This is a genomic window from Paenibacillus sp. FSL R5-0378 (assembly GCF_038009285.1).
Taxonomy (GTDB): domain Bacteria; phylum Bacillota; class Bacilli; order Paenibacillales; family Paenibacillaceae; genus Paenibacillus_AQ; species Paenibacillus_AQ favisporus.
Genome location: NZ_JBBPAY010000001.1, coordinates 5,456,471 through 5,475,789, shown reverse-complemented (window position 1 = coordinate 5,475,789; position 19,319 = coordinate 5,456,471). Strand labels below are relative to the sequence as shown.

Sequence of the window (19,319 nt, the reverse complement as noted above, 5' to 3'; positions counted from 1 at the left end):
AACATGCTGAACACCAATAAAATCAACACAGGCAGGAGATTTCAGGGATTTGCCTCGCAGTATGCGATTTACATCGTGCTGGTGCTGCTGGTCATCGGGATTACGATCTACAATCCTTCTTTTCTGTCCGTAAACTCGCTGCGGGACATTCTTATCCAGTCATCGACCCGCGCCATCATCGCGCTTGGCGTTGCGTTCATTTTGATCACAGCCGGAACCGACTTGTCGGCTGGCCGAATCGTCGGCCTGACCGCGGTTATCTCGGCATCGATGCTGCAGAGCTCGGACTATGCTGCGCGTTTTTTTCCGAATCTGCCACATTTGCATGTATTGCTGCCCATTGTCCTGGCCATTATCGTCGGCCTGCTGTGCGGATTGGTTAACGGGCTGGTCGTCTCGAAGCTGAACGTTCCGCCGTTTATCGCAACGCTTGGCACGATGGTTGCCGTGTACGGCCTGAACTCGCTGTATTTTGATATGGAGCCGAATAACTCCCAGCCAATCGGGGGTCTGCGCAAAGATTTCACAGCGATCGGTACAGGATATATCGGCGAAGGGCAATATTCCGTGCCTTATATCGTGCTGATCGCCATTTTCGTGGCGTTCATCGTGTGGGTCATTTTCACGAAAACGAAGCTTGGAAAATACATGTACGCGATCGGCGGCAACATCCAGGCGGCTAAAGTATCGGGCATCAACGTCGCCAAGTACCTGATTTATATCTATGCTATCGCAGGCGCCCTCTACGGGCTGGCGGGAGTGCTCGAAGCCTCCAGAACCGGCGGCGCAACGAACAACTACGGGAATATGTACGAGCTGGACGCCATTGCGGCCTGCGTCGTCGGCGGGGTGTCGACCACCGGCGGCATTGGCACGGTGCCCGGCGTCATGGTGGGCGTGCTGATCTTCACGATCATCAACTATGGCTTGACCTTTATCGGCATCAGCCCTTACTGGCAGCTCATCATTAAGGGATTGATCATCGTAGCGGCCGTCGCTTTCGACATGCGGAAGTATGCTGCCAAAAAGTAATAGGCCATAAAGGAATCGATCTTCTCGTTATGCAAACAAGCTGCGGCATTTCATGCTGCGGCTTATTTGTGCTGGAGCTGGAGTAGTTCGGCTGAAAGAAGGACGGATGGTTGATGTAAGAAGGTTTACCAATATTTGAGGCGTAGCCAGAAGAAACAAACATGTTACAATGTGAGGGTAGATTGTTTACAACTTTGTAACCTGTGTAAACGAAATCAACTTACGATAATTCACTGCGAAAAGGAGATGTTTGCAAGATGAAAAACAGAATGATGAAGACCATCGCCGGAGGAGCTTTCGCTGCCGTACTGGCTGCAGGACTGATCGGGTCCGGATCTGCATCAGCCGCTTCTGCCACCTCCGCTCCTCAAAAACAAGATCTCGGCAGCCTGCAGGCTTACCTGGAGCAGCTGCTGCAAAATAACGGCGGTTCTTTGAATTGGAACTTCGTGTACGAGCTGCCTTCCAATGGGCAAGTAAACGTACCGACAACGGGAACGGACAAGCCAACGACGACCAAACCTTCCACGCCGCAAACAAGCAAGCCTTCGGCTCCACAGACGAGCAAGCCGTCGACGCCAACGACTACGACGCCTTCGACTCCGTCCAACAACAGCGGAAGCAACACGGCTGACAAGTCCGGCTATGCCGCTCAAGTGATCAAGCTGGTTAACCAGGAACGTGCGAAAGCCGGCCTTGGTGCGCTGAAGGAAAATACGAAGCTGTCCGGTATGGCGATGGACAAAGCGAAAGACATGTACAGCAACAATTACTTTGACCACAATTCTCCAACGTACGGATCTCCGTTTGACATGATGAAGAAGTACGGCATTTCTTACAGCTATGCTGGCGAGAACATCGCCAAAGGCCAAAAGGATCCGGCTGACGTCATGAATGCGTGGATGAACAGCGAAGGCCACCGCGCGAACATTTTGAACAGCCATTACACCACGATCGGCGTGGCCTACTATAATGGGGTCTGGGTTCAAGAGTTTATTGCGAACTAATCATTCATATATCATCTAAACAAAAGGGGTGCCCCATGGCCGTTCGGCAGGGGTACCCTTTTATTTTAAGAAAAGTTCGGTCAATCCCTCGGGAATATGGAAAACCGGGTCAGGGCGGTGAGTCCGATGATTGCATAGGAATTGAAAAAAGCAGAACCCGCATGCTTCAGCATACGAATTCTGCTTTGATGGGTTATGCAGGGGTCGAACCTGCGACCTGCCGATTAAGAGTCGGCTGCTCTACCAGCTAAGCTAATAACCCGCGTCGTCTAACAGGGAATATTATAACTCCGTTTCTCCCCGATATCCACTATGTTCACAAAATCGACAAAAAAGACTGGCGTTAAAACCGGGAATATGGCATGATTTGCAAATTGCCGGGAGAAGTTTTATGTTTATGTACATAACGTTTACGGAAACGACCGTTCAGATTGATCTGTGGAGGGATTATGTCTTGAGTTCATCGAAGTGGATTTGGCGGATTATCGGCATTCTGTCCATCGCGGCAACGCTCCTCCTCATCGCCGGCTTCGCATACGCGGTACAGGATATCAACCATCCCCAAGGCAGCAAGCTAAACCTGTCGGCTCCTTCCGCTAAACCTGAAGGAACGGCACCGGGCAATATTGAACAGAAAAAAGAGCTGAAGGCTGCGGTCATTGGAGATTCCCTGGCCAAAGGAACCGGCGACAGCACCGGGAGCGGCTTCGCGCGGCGAAGTGTGACCAAGCTTGCGGAGGCTACGGGCAAAAAGGTGACCCTGCTGAACAATCTTGGCATTAACGGGCTGACCACATCCGGATTGCTTCCGAAGTTAAAGGAACAAGGGACCCGGTACGTGCTTGGCGAGGCGGACATCATTCTGTTGTCCATCGGGGGCAATGATTTGTTCCAGGGGGCGGATCTGCTGTCAGGCAGCCAGACCGGTACCGCGGGCAACGACGGAGAGGCTGCGGATCTGGACCCTGATGAGCTGCTGGAAGCGCTGCCCCAGGCGAAGAAACAGCTGCAGCAAATTTTGGAGCAAATCCGGAAGATCAACCCGGATGCGCTCATCATTTACGTCGGGCTCTATAATCCGTTTGTAGACGTGAAGGATCTTAAAGTGGCCGGTAATCAGGCCGTTTCGGAGTGGAACAGTGCCGCACTCACGGTCATCAATAAATATGACAACATGACGTTTGTTCCGACGTTCGACCTGTTTCAGCACAGTTTGAACAAGTATTTGTCGACGGATCATTTCCATCCGAACGATCAAGGATATGAGCGGATTGCAGAGCGAATTGTACAGGGAATGTTGTGAGAAAGAAGCGGGAAAGGGGCGTCAGGCGCGCATATGTCTGAAGGAAGCATCTTGAAATCGCAGGATGACGTCGTTCTGTCGGTGGAGCATGTGAAGAAGAAGATCGGACGGAAGTGGATCATTCACGATGTCACCTTCGACGTCCGGGAGGGCGAAGTGTTCGGCTTTCTGGGCCCGAACGGGGCTGGCAAAACGACGACCATCCGCATGCTGGTGGATTTGATCAAGCCGACCAGCGGTACCATCCGGGTGTGCGGATACGACGTGAACAAGAATCAGGAGCAGGCGCTCCGGTTTGTAGGCTCGATCGTCGAAAACCCGGAGGCGTATACTTATTTGACAGGATGGGAGAACCTTGAGCATTTTGCCCGGATGCAGCGCGGTATAGACCGTCAGCGTATCCAGGAAGTGGTTGACATCGTCAGGCTCGACCAGCGCATTCATGACAAGGTCAGCACGTATTCGCTCGGGATGAGGCAGCGGCTTGGAATCGCCCAAGCCCTTCTGGGACGGCCCAAGCTGCTGATCCTGGATGAGCCGACCAACGGGCTCGATCCGAAAGGAATCAAGGAGCTGAGACAGTTTATCCGTCAGCTGGCCGATGAAGGGCTCGCCGTATTTGTGTCCAGCCACCTGCTGAGCGAAATTCAGCTGCTGTGCGACCGGGTAGCCATCATCAGCAAGGGTCGCGTACTGGCCGTGGGTCCTGTTGAAGAGCTGGTATCGGAAAATGCCCAATATGTCATATGGGATCTCTCTTCCGTGGGAGAAGGCAGGTCCTTACTCAGCCGGCAGGCAGGCGTAGAGGTGATTTCGGACGCCGAAGAGGTGCTCGATGACGCCATCATCGCCGGTATGGGGCAGGAAGCGATCGTGACCCGGATGGACGAACAGCTTGTCGCCTCCATCGTCAGACAGCTCGTTTCAGCAGGGATTGAAGTCAATGGCGTGCATAAAATTAATCCGACTCTGGAACAGCTGTTCCTCAAAATGACGGAAGGTGAGAGCATTGATTAACCTGCTTCCGCTGGTCAAAAACGAAACGATCAAAATTATCAAAAAGAAACGGTTTTATGTCGTATTGCTCATCCTGGTCGTCCTGGTGCCCATGTTCACCTATGCCCAGATGCGCTCGGCCGAACGGACGCGCGAGAAGTTTCACGGCGATTGGCGGCTTGAAGTTCAGCAGCAGATCACCGATAATGAAAATTCACTCAGCAGCGACCGCGTTCCGGATGAATGGAAAAAGTTCCGGAAAATTTTTATCCAGCAGCTGCAGTATTACCTGGACCATGACGTGAACCCGAACGAGCCGAACGGCGTCACCTTTACCCGCGAGTTTTTGGACAACTCCATTTCCTTGTTCATTCCTCTGTTGGTAATGGCGATCGCCTCGGATATCGTATCGGGCGAGAGGACATCGGGCACGATCAAAATGCTGCTGACCCGGCCGGTCAAAAGGTGGAAGGTGCTGCTCAGTAAACTAATCGCGCTGGTCATGTACAATTCGTTAATCGTCGTGGCGACGGTCATCATCACTTATTTGATTTCGGGCGCGGTATTTGGCTACAAAGGCTTTACGATTCCGGTGTTCACTGGCTTTCTTATCCGCGGCTCGGAAGTGGATATGACCGCCGTTCATGCCGTCCCGCAGTGGGAATACCTGCTGATGCAGGCGGGTCTAGCCTGGTTCGTCAGCCTTGTCGTCGGGGTGCTCGCATTTATGGTGTCCGTGCTTGTCCGCAGTACCGCCGCCAGTATCGTCGTCATGATGGCGGCGCTCATTGCCGGCTCTATATTGACGAACATGGCGTCCGCATGGAACAGCGCCAAATATTTGTTTATGGTCAACCTGCAGCTGACCAACTACCTGTCGGGCACACCGGCGCCGATCGAGGGCATGAGCTTGACGTTTTCCCTCATCGTGCTGACGGTTTGGGGGGCTGCTGCGATTGCAATCTCTTTCCTTGTCTTTACGAAAAGGGATATCTTGAATTAAAATGGACAAGGATAACAAAACATCTGTTTGCATTTTGGATGAAATTCATCCTACATAAAGAAACACAAAGGGGGAGCATGAATGGTCGAGCAGATCGATATGTTTGCAGAGTCATCAAAGGGCGGCCCGAACGGCCAAACCGGATACGATGCTGACGACATTCAAGTGCTCGAAGGCCTGGTTGCGGTTCGCAAACGGCCAGGTATGTATATTGGCAGCACCAGCTCATCCGGACTTCATCATCTGGTATGGGAAATTGTTGATAATGCTGTAGACGAGCATTTAGCCAAATACTGCACGAGAATTGATATTACGGTACACAAAGACGGATCTATCACCGTTTTGGACAACGGACGGGGGATACCGACAGGAATGCACAAGACGGGTATCCCTACGCCGCAGGTAGTATATACCATCCTGCATGCCGGCGGTAAATTTGGCGGATCGGGTTACAAGAAGTCCGGCGGTTTGCACGGAGTAGGCGCTTCGGTGACCAACGCACTGTCGGAATGGCTTGAGGTGGAAATTTACCGGGAAGGCAAGATTCACCGGATGCGTTTTGAATATTGGCAGGACAAGAACGGCAAGGAGCACGTCGGCGAGCCGGTGACCGGCCTGGAAGTGCTGGGCAATACGAACAAGACCGGCACCAAGGTGACGTTTAAGCCTGACGCGCGTGTGTTTCAGGGCGGTATCAACGTAACTTACGATACCCTCGCCGAACGGCTTCAGGAAATTGCGTTCTTGAACTCCGGGCTGCGGATCGTCCTGAAGGACGAGCGTGCGGACCGCCAGGACGAGTTTTTCTATGAAGGCGGCGCCAGCCAGTTCGTCGAATTTCTGAACGAAGGCAAAGACGTCATGCATGACGTCATTCACTTTTATGGGGAAAAGGAAGACGTCGAGGTCGAGGTGGCCCTGCAGTACAACGCAGGATATACCGAAACGATCGCTTCTTTCGTTAACTCGATTCCGACTCGCGGCGGCGGTACGCATGAAACAGGCTTTAAAACGGCCTACACGCGCGTGATGAACGATTATGCCCGCAAAAATCACCTGCTGAAAGAAAAGGACAAAAACCTTGAGGGGAACGATCTGCGCGAAGGCATGATGGCGGTCATCAGCGTTAAGATGGCCGAGGTCGAATTCGTGGGTCAGACCAAGGACCAGCTCGGCAGCGCTTCCGCGCGGAGCACCGTCGATGCGGTCGTTTCGGAGAAAATGCAGATTTTCCTCGAGGAAAATCCGCAGGTGGCGCAGACGCTGATCAAAAAGGCGATCCAGGCCTCCAAAGCGAGGGAAGCCGCACGGAAAGCGCGCGACGACATGCGCAGCGGCAAGAAGCGCAGCGAGAGCTCGAATCTGGGCGGCAAGCTGGCGCCGGCACAGTCGAAGGATTTTACCCGTACGGAGCTGTTTGTCGTGGAAGGGAACTCTGCGGGCGGATCGGCCAAGCAGGGCCGGGATTCCAAAATTCAGGCCATCCTTCCGCTGAAGGGGAAGCCGATGAATCCGGAGAAGGCGAAGCTCGCCGACATTATGAAGAACGAAGAATACCGGATGATCATTTCCGCCATCGGGGCCGGCATCGGCAACGAGTTTGAAATCGAAGACAGCAATTACTCCAAAATTATTATTATGACCGACGCAGACACGGACGGAGCGCACATTCAAGTGCTGCTGCTGACCTTTTTCTACCGTTACATGAAGCCGCTGATCGATGCCGGAAGAGTGTATATCGCTCAGCCTCCGCTGTACAAAATTACGCGGAAATCCGGCAAGCTGGAGACGATCCGTTATGCATATAACGACGAGCAGCTGCAAAACTATCTGAAAGAGTTCGGTAAAAACTACGAGCTTCAGCGCTACAAGGGACTCGGCGAAATGAACCCCGAACAGCTGTGGGAAACGACGATGAACCCGGATACCAGAACGCTGCTGCAGGTGCAGATCGAGGATGCCGCCAAGGCCGAACGGCGCGTCTCCACGCTGATGGGCGACAAGATTGATCCGCGCAAGCGCTGGATCGTGGAAAACGTGGACTTTAGAGAGTTCGAGGAATAGAAGGTGAATGGATGAGCTTATCGGAACAATTTTTGCCGGCCTTTCTGGAGGAGGTCGTCGGCGACCGCTTTGGCCGGTACTCCAAATATATTATTCAGGACCGGGCCATTCCCGACGTGCGGGACGGCCTGAAGCCTGTTCAGCGCCGGATTCTGTATGCAATGTACGATTCGGGCAACACACCGGATAAACCTTACCGCAAATCCGCCAAAACCGTCGGGGACGTCATGGGCAACTATCATCCCCACGGGGACGCGTCCATCTATGACGGCATGGTCCGGATGGCCCAGCCTTGGAAGATGGGGCATGTGCTGGTGGACGGTCACGGCAACTGGGGTTCGATTGACGATGACCCGGCCGCAGCGATGCGTTACACGGAAGCGCGCCTGTCGCCGATCGCCATGGAGCTGCTGCGGGATATTGAGAAGCGCACCGTACAGTTCAAGGACAACTTTGATAATACCGCCAAGGAGCCGGTCGTTCTTCCTTCCAGATATCCGAATCTGCTGGTCAACGGGGTCAGCGGCATTTCCGCCGGTTTTGCAACCGAAATTCCGCCGCACAACCTGCGCGAGGTGATCGACGCATGCATCGCCGTCATGCAGAAGCCGGAAATCGAACTGGACGAGATTATGACCTTTATCAAAGGTCCGGACTTTCCGACGGGCGGCCTGATCATGGGCGGAGACGGAATCAAGGAAGCGTACCAGACGGGCAAGGGGCGGATTTATCTCCGGTCTAAAGCGGACATTGAGTTTTTGCGCGGCGGCAAGCAGCAAATCGTCATTACCGAAATTCCGTACCAGGTCGTCAAATCGCGGCTGGTGACACAAATGGAGAATATTCGACTCGAGAAAAAAATCGAGGGAATTTCGGAGGTTCGTGACGAAAGCGGCCGCGAAGGATTGCGCATCGTTGTCGAAATCAAGAAGGAAGCGGATGCCCAGGGCATTCTGGCGTACCTGCTTAAGAAGACCGATTTGCAGGTGACGTACAACTTTAACATGGTTTCCATCGTCAACAAGGCGCCGCAGCAGCTTGGACTGAAAGCGATGCTGCAGGCCTACATCGAGCATCAGCGCGAGGTCGTGACGTACCGGACGCAGTTTGACCTCGAGAAGGCGGAGGCCAGAGCCCATGTGCTCGAAGGGCTTGTCAAGGCACTGAACATTCTGGACGAAGTCATCGCGGCGATCAAGGCTTCCAGCAACCGTCAGGATGCGCAGAACAACCTGCAGTGGATGTTCGGGTTTACGGAGCGTCAGGCCGATGCGATTCTGACCCTGCAGCTGTACCGTCTGACCAACCTGGAGATCACGACGCTGCAGAAGGAGCTGGACGAGCTGCATAAGAAGATCGCCCAGTACCAGGCGATTCTGGAGAGCGACAAGAAGCTGATCGCGCTGATCCGCAAGGAGTTGCTCGAAATCCGCGATAAGTACGGCGTGGACCGGCGCTCTTCGATCCAGGGCGAGGTTGAAGAAATCAAGGTCAACCTGGAAGTCATGGTCAGCTCGGAGGATGTGCTCGTAACTCTGTCCAACGATGGATACATCAAGCGGACGAGCATGCTGTCGTTTACGCGTTCCGGCGGGGAGCTGGACAGCTCCGGGGTGAAGGAGGGCGATTATGTCAACAGGGTGCTGGAGGTCAACACGCTGGATAATCTGCTGATCTTTACGCAGCGAGGCCAGTTCTTCCTGCTGCCGGTGCATCAGGTGCCGGAGTTCAAGTGGAAGGACCCGGGAACCGCGATCGTCAACGTCATTAACCTGGCGAAGGAAGACGAGATTGTCGGGGCCATCCCTGTCAACAATTTTGATCAGCCGGATAAATCGCTCGTCTTTGTGACTCGCAAGGGCCAAGTGAAGCGGACGGAGCTGAAAGAATACATGACAAACCGCTCCAGCGCGGTTGCCGCTTGCAAGGTCGGCAGCGACGATGCGGTTCTGACGGTAACGATGAGCAATAACGACAAAGACATTTTGCTGGTCAGCAGGGACGGCATGAGCATCCGCTTCAAGGAGCAGGAGGTTAATGCGATGGGCCGCGTATCCGCCGGGGTGCGCGGAATTCAGCTCAAGGAAGGCGATGAGGTCGTATCCGCCCTGTGGGTAGAAGAGGACGAGGGCGAAATCCTCACCCTGACGGATCTGGGCTACGGCAAACGGACGCTGCTGGCGGACTATCTGCCGCAGAGCCGCGGCGGCAAGGGACTGGCTACGTTCGAGTTCAAGGAAGGCAAGCGGGTGAAGCCGAACGGATCCCGCATCGCGGGAGCTTTTTATTGCCGCGAGCCGCTTGAGATCACGGCCATGACCCAAGCCGGCCAAAGCTTCAGCTTCAATTCGGAGCAGGCGCCGCTCGCCGAGCGGAAATCGATCGGCAAGCTGCTCGTGCATGTGGAGAAGAAAGACGAGATTGTCGATTTGCTCGTGACCGGCTCTGAGCCGAGCCGGACGGAGTCCAAATCATAAATTATTGCTCAAAGGGCATCCCGGGCTGCGGGATGCCCTTTGTTTTTAACCGAAAATTTTTAAAAATTTCGAGGCTCCCCGAAAAGGTTCTAAATGGGCACGGGAAGGCCATCGGAGCCGCGTTTTAGGGGATGTTTTTCCTGTAAATTTACACAGTTTTCACGAACCAAGCAAAGAAATTTTTCATGGTGAAGAAGGAATTGCTTTAAATTGCGCGAAACTTAATCATGTAAATCATGACGATTACAAGATACTGAGCGAAAGGAAGGATATACAGTGCAGACTTCCGAATTTGCGAAAATGTGGTCTAAACTAAGCAAAGATTACAAATTACATATGGAAAACGAGCTCGCTCCGGCCCTGACAGAGTCTCAGCTAACTGTACTTGAAGTGCTGAGCGATCAGGAACGGATGAAGCCTTCGGATTTGACCCCGCTGCTGGCGACAAGCCCTGCCGCGGTCACCATGCTGCTGGACCGCATGGAGAAGAACGGGCTGATCCAGCGCGAGCGGGATTTGAACGATCGGCGGATCGTGTGGGTGTCCATTTCGGAAAAGGGCAAGAACGAAGTGCTCCGCGGTCTGCAGATCCGCGATGCGTTCCTGTCCGGCGTGCTGAGCCGAATCTCGCTTCACAACCAGCAGCTGCTGGTGTATCTATTGGGCAAAATCACGGCCTAAACCGCGCCGGGCGTGTTGGAAGGCGCCGTTTAGGGCATCGTATGGATAACGATGCTTGTACCCCTATTATTTCTTCAAGAGGAGTCATCATGGATGAGTAAGTTGGAGCTTTTGCGCCACCCCAAGCAAAGAAAGCTGCTCTTTAGCGCCGGCTTCAGCTGGTTGTTCGACGCTATGGATGTCGGCATCATATCGTTTATCGTAACGGCATTAACAGCCGAATGGAAGCTGTCACCGCAGCAGGTCGGGGTCCTGACCAGCATGAACTCCGTCGGCATGGTCATCGGAGCGGCTGCTGCCGGTTATATGGCCGACCGGTTCGGACGCAAGACGATCCTGCTGTGGACCCTGCTCATTTTTTCGGTGGCGAGCGGCTTGTCCGCGTTGGCTGCAAGCTTTGCCGTGCTGTGCCTGCTGCGGTTTATTACCGGTATCGGTCTTGGCGGCGAGCTGCCGGTGGCTTCAACGCTCGTCTCGGAGTCGATGCCGGCACGTGACCGCGGCAGAGCCGTCGTCCTGCTGGAAAGCTTCTGGGCGGGAGGATGGCTGGTCGCTGCGCTGGTGTCTTACTTCGTCATTCCGAAGTACGGATGGCAGATTGCGTTTGTCATCGGGGCCTTACCTGCGCTGTATGCCATATATTTACGTAAATCCATCGAAGATGCGCCGCGTTTCAAGGAACAGCAGGCAAGCGTCTCCAAGCTGTCCTTCGGGAGCAAATTCAAGTCGATTTGGGCTAAAGAGCACAGCCGCTCTACGCTGATGCTTTGGATTCTGTGGTTTACCGTCGTGTTTTCCTATTACGGCATGTTTTTGTGGCTGCCGTCGGTCATGGTTCTCAAAGGCTTCAGTTTGGTCAAAAGTTTTGAATACGTGCTGATCATGACGATCGCCCAGCTGCCCGGTTATTTTACCGCGGCTTACTTCATCGAGAAGTTCGGACGCAAGTTCGTCATGGTCACTTATTTGACGCTGACGGCGCTGAGTGCGCTGTGGTTCGGTTATGCGGATACCGAAGGCATGCTGATTGCCGCGGGCATCTGCTTGTCCTTCTTCAACCTCGGTGCGTGGGGCGGCATGTATGCCTATACGCCGGAGCTGTACCCGACCCGGGTGCGGTCCACCGGCGTGGGGCTGGCCACCTCGGTTGGCCGGGTCGGCGGCGTAATTGCCCCGCTGCTCGTAGGCGTCATGGTTGGCAAGGGCATCAGCATCGATACCATTTTCGGCATGTTTTTTGTCATTGTGCTGATTGGTGCAATCGGAGTGCTGCTTCTCGGTAAGGAAACCAAAGGCAGGGAACTGGCCGATTAAACGGCAATAAATATGTCATGTGTTGAAGAAGCTGTCATGGGCAGCTTCTTTCCTTTTTCGTCATGCATATTTTTGGACTTTGCCACGCCCGTTCTTCCGCCCAAGATGACTAAATCTACGGGTTTGATTGTGATTTCCCGTTGTTTTGAATTATAATAAATAATGTTGCAGTTAGACGCTATCAGAATGGGGGAAGGAATATGCAGCTGATCAATCCCGGCATGGTCCAGGAGATGCTAGATTCACTGAAAAACCAGGACCTTTATATACACCTTGAAATGACAACGGGTGCTTACGCTTCGCACAACGATTCATCCAAATTTACCGCATCGACGTTTATCCATAACGGCGTCGTCCGATATTCGCAAGGCTCCATCGCCGGCTTTGGCCCTTACCGGGTCGGCCTCAAGATGGAGCAGGGCTGGGTTTATTCCCAAGGCTTGACCCATTTTGAAGAAACGGAAACGGATCGGCTGATCATGGCCGGACATGACAGCGACGGCAAGCTCGTCGTGGCGCTTCAGCTGAGCCGCCAACCATTTTAACGAGAGAGAAGGTTAGACATATGGAAAAACATATCCTTGTGGTGTTTCCCCACCCCGATGATGAGTCGTTCGGCACGTCGGGGACGCTGGCTAAGCATATCCAGGCCGGAACCCAGGTGACGTACGCCTGTTTAACCCTGGGGGAAATGGCCCGCAACATGGGCAATCCCATCTTGGCGAACCGCGTGACGCTTCCCGAGCTGCGCCGGAAGGAGCTGAAAGAGTCCTGCCGGGCGATCGGCATCCAGGATCTTCGCCTCATGGGTCTGCATGACAAGACGGTGGAGTTTGAGGATCAGGAGATGCTCACCAGCCGTCTGCGCGCGCTGATTGACGAAGTGAAGCCGTCGCTGATCATCACTTTTTATCCGGGGTACGCGGTTCATCCGGACCATGACGCGACCGGAGCCGCGGTTATCCGGACCGTGACGGCCATGTCGAAGAAGGATCGGCCGAAAGTGCACTGCCTGGCGTTCTCCAACGGGTGCGAGAAGATCCTTGGCAAACCGGATGTCCTCGTGGATGTGCGCGATTTTTTACCGCAGAAGTTTGCCTCGATCCGCGCCCATCAGTCGCAGTTCCGCTGGGAGACGAGCGGACAGTCGGAGCTGGATAAAGCCGTGCTGGAGCGCTTCAGCCAAGAGCGGTTCTGGACTTATCACTTTGAATAATAGCATGAATTCCAAGACAAGCCGGACGGGCTGCTGCCATCATTGCAGCGCCCGTCTTTTTTTGTGCAGCATTATCGAAGCCGTAGGCCGGCTCTTGTTGCGAAAGCACATCAAGCGCGTCTTGGCCCCAATGGAGGATATTGACAACATGGGGCTCCGGCGGATACAATTTGTGAAATCCTGTTAGGGATTTAACATGTGAGCAGAAAGGTGTGTGGCCCTGGAGATGAGCCGAGAAGAGTTGAGAAGAGCAGAGTTTGCGAGCGGAGATCGTACCGAAGAAGTCGGTACCAGAGAAGAGGGTCCCGGAGAAGCGGCGGCCGTGGCTGAGCCGTTAAACAGAGGGCTGGCCGATGAGGAGCCAAGCCGTGATCAGATTAGCCTTTCCGAAGGAAAGGCGGGGGACATCCGGCTGGAGCGGATCGTCTTCATTGGAAGAACCTATGACGAATATTTGCGGATGTTTCATTTGAATCCCGGGGACTTGAAGGGACGAACCGTCCTGGACTGCCCCGGCGGGGCATGCTCGTTTACGGCTAAAGCGAGGCAGATCGGCATTGAAGCCGTTGCTGTGGATATAGCCTATCAGTTTGACCCTGCGGCACTTGAGGCGAAGGGAAGGCTCGATATCGGGCATGCGGTGCAGCATGTGGAGAGCCTGGGCGATCATTATCGGTGGGACGAATTCGGTGGTCCCGAAGGACTTCGTGCTGAGCGTACGAGGGCATTGAACGCCACAGTCCAGGATATGAAGCAGCACCCTGATCGTTACATTGCTGCGGTTTTGCCGGTGCTGCCGTTTGCAGACCGGCAGTTTGACATGACGCTGTCGGCGCATTTCTTGTTTATGTACAGCGACAAGCTGGATTACGCATTTCATGAGCAGACGGTGGCTGAGTTGATGCGGGTGACGAAGGATGAAATCCGGATTTTTCCGCTGGTGGACCAGAGCAGCTGCAGGTACAAGGACATAGGGAAGCTGCTGACGTTCGCTGCCGGAAACGGATGGTCGGCCGAGGAACGGCCGTCGGACTACGAATTCCAACGGGGGGCTGCCTCAATGCTGGTGCTGACAAGAAGCTGACGGGAAAAAGAATGGCGGAACGAGAAGGTCGTTGGATGCCGGCAAAATGCCGAAGTTGGATCGTAACCGTCTTTTGTCAGTTCCGCAGAACTTATTCTTATTAAATCATAAAAAAGCCGGAGAGCCTGCGTATGCAGGGCTCTCCGGCTTTTATACTGTTTGCGGCCGATTGCAGCCGCCGGGCGGGATGAATTATGATTCCTTGTCCGTCAAAGCGTTCAGGGTCGCTTCCGGCCACAAATTCCAGGGATGCTCGGCAGGCGGAAGCGAGGCAAGAACGATCTCTTCCTTTGTGACGGGATGAGGGACGCCGACGATGACAGACCACAGTGCGATCTGCTGCCCCGGCTTATTTACCCCATTGCCGTATTTCTGATCGCCGTAGAGCGGACAGCCGGCATGGCTCATCTGAACCCGAATCTGATGGGACCGGCCGGTATGGAGCTCCACCTTGACCAAGCTATAGCGGTCCGTCTCTGCGATCACTTCGTAATCCAGCAGCGCTTCCTTCGCGCCGGTTGTTCCCGGCTTCACCACAGACACGGTATTGGTCTTGGCATCCTTGAGCAGGAAGTCTTTCAGGCTTCCTGTCGGCGCAGGCAGCTTCCCATGTACGACGGCCGCGTAAACTTTGCGGAACTTGCGGGAGCGTACCGTTTCCGAAAGCCGAGAGGCGGCCTTGGATGTCTTGGCAAACACCATCGCCCCGCCGACGGGGCGATCCAGCCGGTGCACCAGGCCGACAAATACGTTGCCGGGCTTGTTATACCGGATCTTGATGTCCTCCTTGAGCAGGCTGACCAGATCGGCGTCCCCGGAGGCATCTTCCTGCGTAGGAACGTTGACCGGCTTCACGATGCCTAATAAATGATTGTCCTCATACAAAATCGGAATGCGGACGTCCTGACCATCGGCTCTGCTCATGGTTTAAGACTCCCATCTTCCCAAAATACCGCACGGCAGATTCAGTCCGGAGGCGGTAATCGGCAGTCCGAGCTCGCCGCAGGAAATGCTTCCTCCAAACCGGCGGGCTGCCGTCATGGACAGGATGTTATGCAGTACGGTCGGCGAAATACCGGTCGTATACGAATTAATGAGCATAAACAATGGGTTGTCCGACATGATGCTCATGCAGCTCTCGACGAAGGGATAGAGGCTCTGCTCCAGCTTCCACATTTCCCCGCCGGGTCCACGGCCGTAGGATGGCGGGTCCATGATGATCGCGTCGTATTTATTGCCACGGCGCTGTTCGCGCTGCACGAATTTGAACACGTCGTCCGTTATGAAACGGACCGGACGGTCTCCGAGGCCGGACAGCTGCAGGTTCTCCTTGGCCCATTGAACCATGCCTTTTGCGGCGTCGACATGGACGACTTGGGCGCCTGCGGAAGCTGCCGCCACGCTGGCTCCGCCGGTATAGGCGAACAGGTTCAGCACCTGGATCGGCCGGCCCGCCCCGGCAATCTTGTCCATCATCCAGCGCCAGTTGGCTGCTTGCTCGGGGAACAAACCGGTATGTTTAAAGTTGGTAGGGCGGATATGGAACTTCAGCTTGTCGTAGGAAATGGTCCAGCGGTCGGGGATCGGCTTTTTCATGTCCCATTGGCCGCCGCCCGAAGAGCTTCGGTGGTAATGCCCGTGAACTTGGCGCCACTGCCCCGTTTCGTTGGTGAGCGGCCATATAATCTGCGGGTCGGGTCTGCGGAGAATGACGTCTCCCCAACGCTCCAGCTTTTCCCCGTCCCCGGTATCAATCAATTCATAATCCTGCCAATCGCGTGCTACATACATGAATGCATTCCATCCTTCTGTTCTTTAATTTCATTTAGCTTATATTGTACAACATTTCATACATACAATGCACTTTCTTCATACTCGGTGCGGGTAAAGGTATAATAAAGATAACCCCTCGCGAAAGGAGGACTTGCCGGTGAGCAGCAGACGGAAAATATCGTGGATTCTCACTTGGTTTGGCTTGTTTTGCGGCATTCTTTATGTCAATCTGGCGGTCCGTGGCGGCACGAAGGATTGGTTTGGCTTTCTTGTCTTCGCCGTGCTTCCGCTTGGAATCGGACTTATACTGCGCACGAAAACGAAAAAAGCGAGAGCATGGATGGAGATCACCCCCGAGATGGAGAAGAGCATTCTTCACCTGGCTGCGGAGCAGGAAAACCTGCTGACCGCAGCGGACGTCGCCTTGAATACGACGCTCAGCATGGAGCAGGCCGGCGAGGCGCTGGAAGCGATGCGCCGCAAAGGACAGGTCCATTTACGTGTAGCGGATAACGGGGCGCTGGTCTATGAATTCCAGGCCGTTCTATCGATGGAAGCCAAGCTGAATGCGGAGCGGGTGTAAAACCGCGCCTACTCCGCCCCGCACAACGCAATAAACCGGCTGCGCCTTGGACATGCCAAGCGCAGCCGGTTTTTCTTGTGGCGATTATTGGGACGCCATGTACTCGTAGTAGTCCTGCTGTCTCATCACTTTGAATCCGCAGGACTCATACAGCCGGAGCGCATTGGGGTTCTGAACCGCCACCTCCAGCCATATGTCCCGCCCCCGTGCTATCGCTTCGGATACGATGAGCATCAGTGTGCTGCGGCCGATCCCCTGACCCCGAACAGATGCTTTCACCGCAAAGCCGTATATCCACGTATCGGATCCTGTATCTTCAAGAGATACCTTGCCGACGGTAACCCCATCCCGCTTAATGATGAGCGGCCGGGTTCCCGTTTCCTGCAGCAGCGATGAGTAGATTTCGGCTGATTCCTCCCGGCTCATCTCGAATCCTTCCTGATCGATGGCGATGATGTCCTCCATGTCGGCAAGCTCCGCGCTTCGCAGCTGGACCGACGGGTACGCTTCCGCGACAGTTTGGCCGTCGTCATGCCATTTCATTTGATACTCCGAATGGCAGAACACCCCTCCTTGGGACTCGATGAAGCCTATGCCGCTGGAAGAGGAAGCCGGGGTATTCAGAAGGATGGTCTTATAGGCTGAAACGTTAGCCGAGCGGATGGCGTCCTTCCATAGATTCGTAAATATTCCCTGACGCCGGTAATCCGGATGTACCATGCCGCATACCTCGAGACCGCCGCCGAGCGGATATAAGGCGAGAAAACCGGTCAGCATATCGCCGGAATAATGAAAAAAGTCCAGCTTTGCGTCCGCGGGACGGGACTTCAGCATGCTCCAGTTTAATTTCAGAGTGATGGCATCGGCCCGCTCGCACAGCTCCTGCAGAGCGGAGATATCGCCTAGTTGACTTGGATTAAGAATAGTCTGCTTCCCCCATATTCGTTATTTTCTGCTATCATATCATGTTCCTATTTCGCGTTAAAGAGAGTGAATTGCACTTTATGCAAGGTTTTTTTGTTCATGCGAAGCCTCCATCATTAGGCGGTCATACCTCACTTCATACAGCGGCACGGAATAGGATGAATGTAACATTTCCTAGGAAGGGAGCCATCCGTATGCCGGTGAAAAACGGTAAGGAGTATATAGAGCGGATCGACCAGGCACAGCCGGAGGTTTGGCTTCGAGGTAAGCAAATCCAAGGAAAGCTGTCCGACCATGCGGCTTTCCGCGGGTTAATGAGCACTCAGGCGTCACTGTACGATATGCAGGTCGCGGAGGGGTATGCGCAGCTTCTGACATACACATCTCCGGAAACCGGGGAGCCGGTAGGCTTATCGTACTTACAGCCGAAGACGAAGGAAGATTTGGCCAGACGCAGGAGCGCGATGACGCTGTGGGGTGAGCGGCATTTCGGCCTACTCGGCAGATCGCCGGATTATATGAACACGGCCGTTATGGCCTACGCTGCCGCCTCGGAGCTGCTGGCTGAAGCGGATGCGAAGTATGCGGACAACATGCGGAATTACTACCGGTACTGCTCAGAGAATGACATTACGCTATCCCACGCCTTCGTGCAGCCGGCGGCGAGCCGTACCGCCGAAATGCTTGATGACGGAACGATCGTCAATACCGCGGCACGCATCGTCGACCAGACGACAGAAGGCGTCATCGTGTCAGGCGCGTTTCTGCTGGCGACCCAGGGAGTCACAGCGGATGAAATACTTGTGTATCCGCCGGCATCGTTCGTGTTTCAGGAGGAAGACAATCCTGAAACTTTTGCTTTTGCCGTCCCGAACAACCTGCCGGGGATGAAGTGGATAAGCCGGGAAAGCCTGGTCGGCGGCGATTCGGGTTACGATTATCCGCTCAGCTCGCGATTTGAGGAAATGGACACTCTCGTCATTTTCGATCACGTGCTCGTTCCATGGGAGCGTATATTCATTCTTGGCAACGACAGCCTGTCCATACGCTTCTTTGCACAGAGCGGCTTTCACGTGCATGCAGCGCACCAGGTTTGCTGCCGATACGTGGCGAAGACCGAGTTTGTACTTGGAATCATTCTGTCCATTGTCGACGCACTGGAAAGAACCGGAAGCGTGGTCACCGAACAAGTGACAGAGGTGATCGTAAATCTGGAGTTGCTCAAGGCGCTGCTGCTCGCCTCCGAAGCGGGTGCAAAGGTGGACCGGTGGGGAAGCATGATGCCCGACTATAAGCCGCTCTGGTCCGCTGCCGTCGTCTATCCCCAAATGTATGCACGGATGATGGAAATTATCCAGCTGCTCGGGTCCAGCAACGTCATTATGATTCCGTCAGAGCAGGATTTTGAGGCACCCGGGATTGCTCCCTATTTATCGGCTTATCTCAAAGGCAGCAGCATGGACGCGCGGGATAAGACTGCGCTGTTCCGGCTGGCCTGGGAGCTGAGCAGCAGCGGTTTCGGTGGGCGGCAGCAGCTCTACGAACGCTTTTTCTTCGGGGGACAGCAGGTAACCAGCAACAGGCTGTTTCAAGGCTATTTGGATAAGGAGAAATACAAGGAGCGGGTTCAGCAATTTCTGCGGGATTTATAATCGCCGTTCTATGGATCGGTCATATTCCACCCGGCCCGCTCATATATCTGTAATGGGGAACGTACGCAAGCAGCACGGGAGAGAGAAGCCGTCTGGGAAGAGCCATCCTTGCACAGAGGAGGCGGGCGGCGATGACGATCGATCAGCTGATCGCTTTATTGGCACTTGTCGTCATGATCATTGGACTTGTCAGCGGAAAAGGAAAATCAT

General features: G+C 54.3%; 17 protein-coding genes and 1 tRNA gene. 14 read left to right on the top strand and 4 right to left on the bottom strand.

The genetic code is table 11. The features are described from left to right. Positions 1 to 3: 3 nt before the first annotated feature. Together mglC and MKY74_RS25290 are read left to right on the top strand one after the other, a co-directional pair. Positions 4 to 1,032: a galactose/methyl galactoside ABC transporter permease MglC gene (gene mglC, locus MKY74_RS25295; protein WP_076170956.1), complete on the top strand. Its 1,029-nt coding sequence runs from the start codon at positions 4 to 6 to the stop codon at positions 1,030 to 1,032. A 257-nt stretch (positions 1,033 to 1,289) separates the two neighbouring features. Continuing rightward, positions 1,290 to 2,039: a CAP domain-containing protein gene (locus tag MKY74_RS25290; RefSeq protein WP_076170958.1), complete on the top strand. Its 750-nt coding sequence runs from the start codon at positions 1,290 to 1,292 to the stop codon at positions 2,037 to 2,039. 189 nt (positions 2,040 to 2,228) lie between these two features. On the opposite strand, the gene MKY74_RS25285 is transcribed toward MKY74_RS25290, so the two are convergent. Continuing rightward, positions 2,229 to 2,301: transfer RNA gene (locus MKY74_RS25285), tRNA-Lys, on the bottom strand. Between the two features lie 129 nt (positions 2,302 to 2,430). On the opposite strand from MKY74_RS25285, the gene MKY74_RS25280 reads away from it, so the two are divergent. The 10 genes from MKY74_RS25280 to MKY74_RS25235 all read left to right on the top strand — a co-directional run bounded on the left by MKY74_RS25280 (position 2,431) and on the right by MKY74_RS25235 (position 14,177). Continuing rightward, complete coding sequence (locus tag MKY74_RS25280) at positions 2,431 to 3,342, top strand: GDSL-type esterase/lipase family protein (RefSeq protein ID WP_341013131.1); 912 nt, start codon at positions 2,431 to 2,433, stop codon at positions 3,340 to 3,342. A gap of 33 nt (positions 3,343 to 3,375) precedes the next feature. After that, complete coding sequence (locus MKY74_RS25275; protein WP_076170960.1) at positions 3,376 to 4,359, top strand: ABC transporter ATP-binding protein; 984 nt, start codon at positions 3,376 to 3,378, stop codon at positions 4,357 to 4,359. Continuing rightward, positions 4,352 to 5,341, top strand: a complete 990-nt coding sequence (locus MKY74_RS25270) for an ABC transporter permease (protein ID WP_076170962.1) — start codon at positions 4,352 to 4,354, stop codon at positions 5,339 to 5,341. Before MKY74_RS25275 ends, MKY74_RS25270 begins: the two co-directional genes overlap by 8 nt. 81 nt (positions 5,342 to 5,422) lie before the next feature. Then, positions 5,423 to 7,405: a DNA topoisomerase IV subunit B gene (parE, locus tag MKY74_RS25265; RefSeq protein ID WP_076170964.1), complete on the top strand. Its 1,983-nt coding sequence runs from the start codon at positions 5,423 to 5,425 to the stop codon at positions 7,403 to 7,405. Between the two features lie 11 nt (positions 7,406 to 7,416). Further along, positions 7,417 to 9,882, top strand: coding sequence for a DNA gyrase subunit A (gene gyrA / locus MKY74_RS25260; protein ID WP_076170966.1), 2,466 nt, complete (start codon positions 7,417 to 7,419; stop codon positions 9,880 to 9,882). A gap of 276 nt (positions 9,883 to 10,158) precedes the next feature. Continuing rightward, positions 10,159 to 10,563 carry a MarR family winged helix-turn-helix transcriptional regulator gene (locus tag MKY74_RS25255; protein ID WP_076170968.1) on the top strand — a complete coding sequence of 135 codons (405 nt, stop codon included), beginning with the start codon at positions 10,159 to 10,161 and terminating at the stop codon, positions 10,561 to 10,563. A gap of 93 nt (positions 10,564 to 10,656) precedes the next feature. Next, entirely contained in the window at positions 10,657 to 11,877 is a 1,221-nt protein-coding gene (locus MKY74_RS25250) for an MFS transporter (protein WP_076170970.1), read from the top strand. A 200-nt stretch (positions 11,878 to 12,077) separates the two neighbouring features. After that, the gene (locus MKY74_RS25245; RefSeq protein ID WP_076170972.1) at positions 12,078 to 12,422 is read left to right on the top strand and encodes a YojF family protein; all 345 of its coding nucleotides are present in this window, start codon (positions 12,078 to 12,080) and stop codon (positions 12,420 to 12,422) included. Between the two features lie 20 nt (positions 12,423 to 12,442). After that, complete coding sequence (gene bshB2, locus MKY74_RS25240) at positions 12,443 to 13,093, top strand: bacillithiol biosynthesis deacetylase BshB2 (protein ID WP_076170974.1); 651 nt, start codon at positions 12,443 to 12,445, stop codon at positions 13,091 to 13,093. 226 nt (positions 13,094 to 13,319) lie between these two features. After that, positions 13,320 to 14,177 carry an SAM-dependent methyltransferase gene (locus MKY74_RS25235; protein ID WP_244169278.1) on the top strand — a complete coding sequence of 286 codons (858 nt, stop codon included), beginning with the start codon at positions 13,320 to 13,322 and terminating at the stop codon, positions 14,175 to 14,177. A gap of 192 nt (positions 14,178 to 14,369) precedes the next feature. On the opposite strand, the gene MKY74_RS25230 is transcribed toward MKY74_RS25235, so the two are convergent. Then, entirely contained in the window at positions 14,370 to 15,101 is a 732-nt protein-coding gene (locus MKY74_RS25230) for an RluA family pseudouridine synthase (protein ID WP_076170976.1), read from the bottom strand. A 3-nt stretch (positions 15,102 to 15,104) separates the two neighbouring features. Further along, the gene (locus MKY74_RS25225) at positions 15,105 to 15,968 is read right to left on the bottom strand and encodes a class I SAM-dependent methyltransferase (protein ID WP_076170978.1); all 864 of its coding nucleotides are present in this window, start codon (positions 15,966 to 15,968) and stop codon (positions 15,105 to 15,107) included. Between the two features lie 139 nt (positions 15,969 to 16,107). Between MKY74_RS25225 and MKY74_RS25220 the strand changes: the two genes are divergently transcribed. Continuing rightward, a complete protein-coding gene (locus tag MKY74_RS25220; RefSeq protein ID WP_076170980.1) occupies positions 16,108 to 16,533 on the top strand; it encodes a hypothetical protein in 426 nt (141 codons plus the stop codon). 84 nt (positions 16,534 to 16,617) lie between these two features. Here MKY74_RS25220 and MKY74_RS25215 read toward each other — a convergent pair whose 3' ends face one another. Then, entirely contained in the window at positions 16,618 to 17,367 is a 750-nt protein-coding gene (locus tag MKY74_RS25215; RefSeq protein ID WP_084203926.1) for a GNAT family N-acetyltransferase, read from the bottom strand. A gap of 284 nt (positions 17,368 to 17,651) precedes the next feature. Between MKY74_RS25215 and hpaB the strand changes: the two genes are divergently transcribed. After that, complete coding sequence (gene hpaB / locus MKY74_RS25210) at positions 17,652 to 19,109, top strand: 4-hydroxyphenylacetate 3-monooxygenase, oxygenase component (RefSeq protein ID WP_076170984.1); 1,458 nt, start codon at positions 17,652 to 17,654, stop codon at positions 19,107 to 19,109. Positions 19,110 to 19,319 lie beyond the last annotated feature (210 nt).

Coding starts and splice junctions, on each gene's coding strand:
- mglC (WP_076170956.1), top strand. CDS start 4: ATGCTGAACACCAATAAAATCAACACAGGCAGGAGATTTCAGGGATTT.
- MKY74_RS25290 (WP_076170958.1), top strand. CDS start 1,290: ATGAAAAACAGAATGATGAAGACCATCGCCGGAGGAGCTTTCGCTGCC.
- MKY74_RS25280 (WP_341013131.1), top strand. CDS start 2,431: ATGTTTATGTACATAACGTTTACGGAAACGACCGTTCAGATTGATCTG.
- MKY74_RS25275 (WP_076170960.1), top strand. CDS start 3,376: ATGTCTGAAGGAAGCATCTTGAAATCGCAGGATGACGTCGTTCTGTCG.
- parE (WP_076170964.1), top strand. CDS start 5,423: ATGGTCGAGCAGATCGATATGTTTGCAGAGTCATCAAAGGGCGGCCCG.
- gyrA (WP_076170966.1), top strand. CDS start 7,417: ATGAGCTTATCGGAACAATTTTTGCCGGCCTTTCTGGAGGAGGTCGTC.
- MKY74_RS25250 (WP_076170970.1), top strand. CDS start 10,657: ATGAGTAAGTTGGAGCTTTTGCGCCACCCCAAGCAAAGAAAGCTGCTC.
- MKY74_RS25245 (WP_076170972.1), top strand. CDS start 12,078: ATGCAGCTGATCAATCCCGGCATGGTCCAGGAGATGCTAGATTCACTG.
- bshB2 (WP_076170974.1), top strand. CDS start 12,443: ATGGAAAAACATATCCTTGTGGTGTTTCCCCACCCCGATGATGAGTCG.
- MKY74_RS25235 (WP_244169278.1), top strand. CDS start 13,320: ATGAGCCGAGAAGAGTTGAGAAGAGCAGAGTTTGCGAGCGGAGATCGT.
- MKY74_RS25230 (WP_076170976.1), bottom strand. CDS start 15,101: ATGAGCAGAGCCGATGGTCAGGACGTCCGCATTCCGATTTTGTATGAG.
- MKY74_RS25225 (WP_076170978.1), bottom strand. CDS start 15,968: ATGTATGTAGCACGCGATTGGCAGGATTATGAATTGATTGATACCGGG.
- MKY74_RS25215 (WP_084203926.1), bottom strand. CDS start 17,367: ATGCTGAAGTCCCGTCCCGCGGACGCAAAGCTGGACTTTTTTCATTAT.
- hpaB (WP_076170984.1), top strand. CDS start 17,652: ATGCCGGTGAAAAACGGTAAGGAGTATATAGAGCGGATCGACCAGGCA.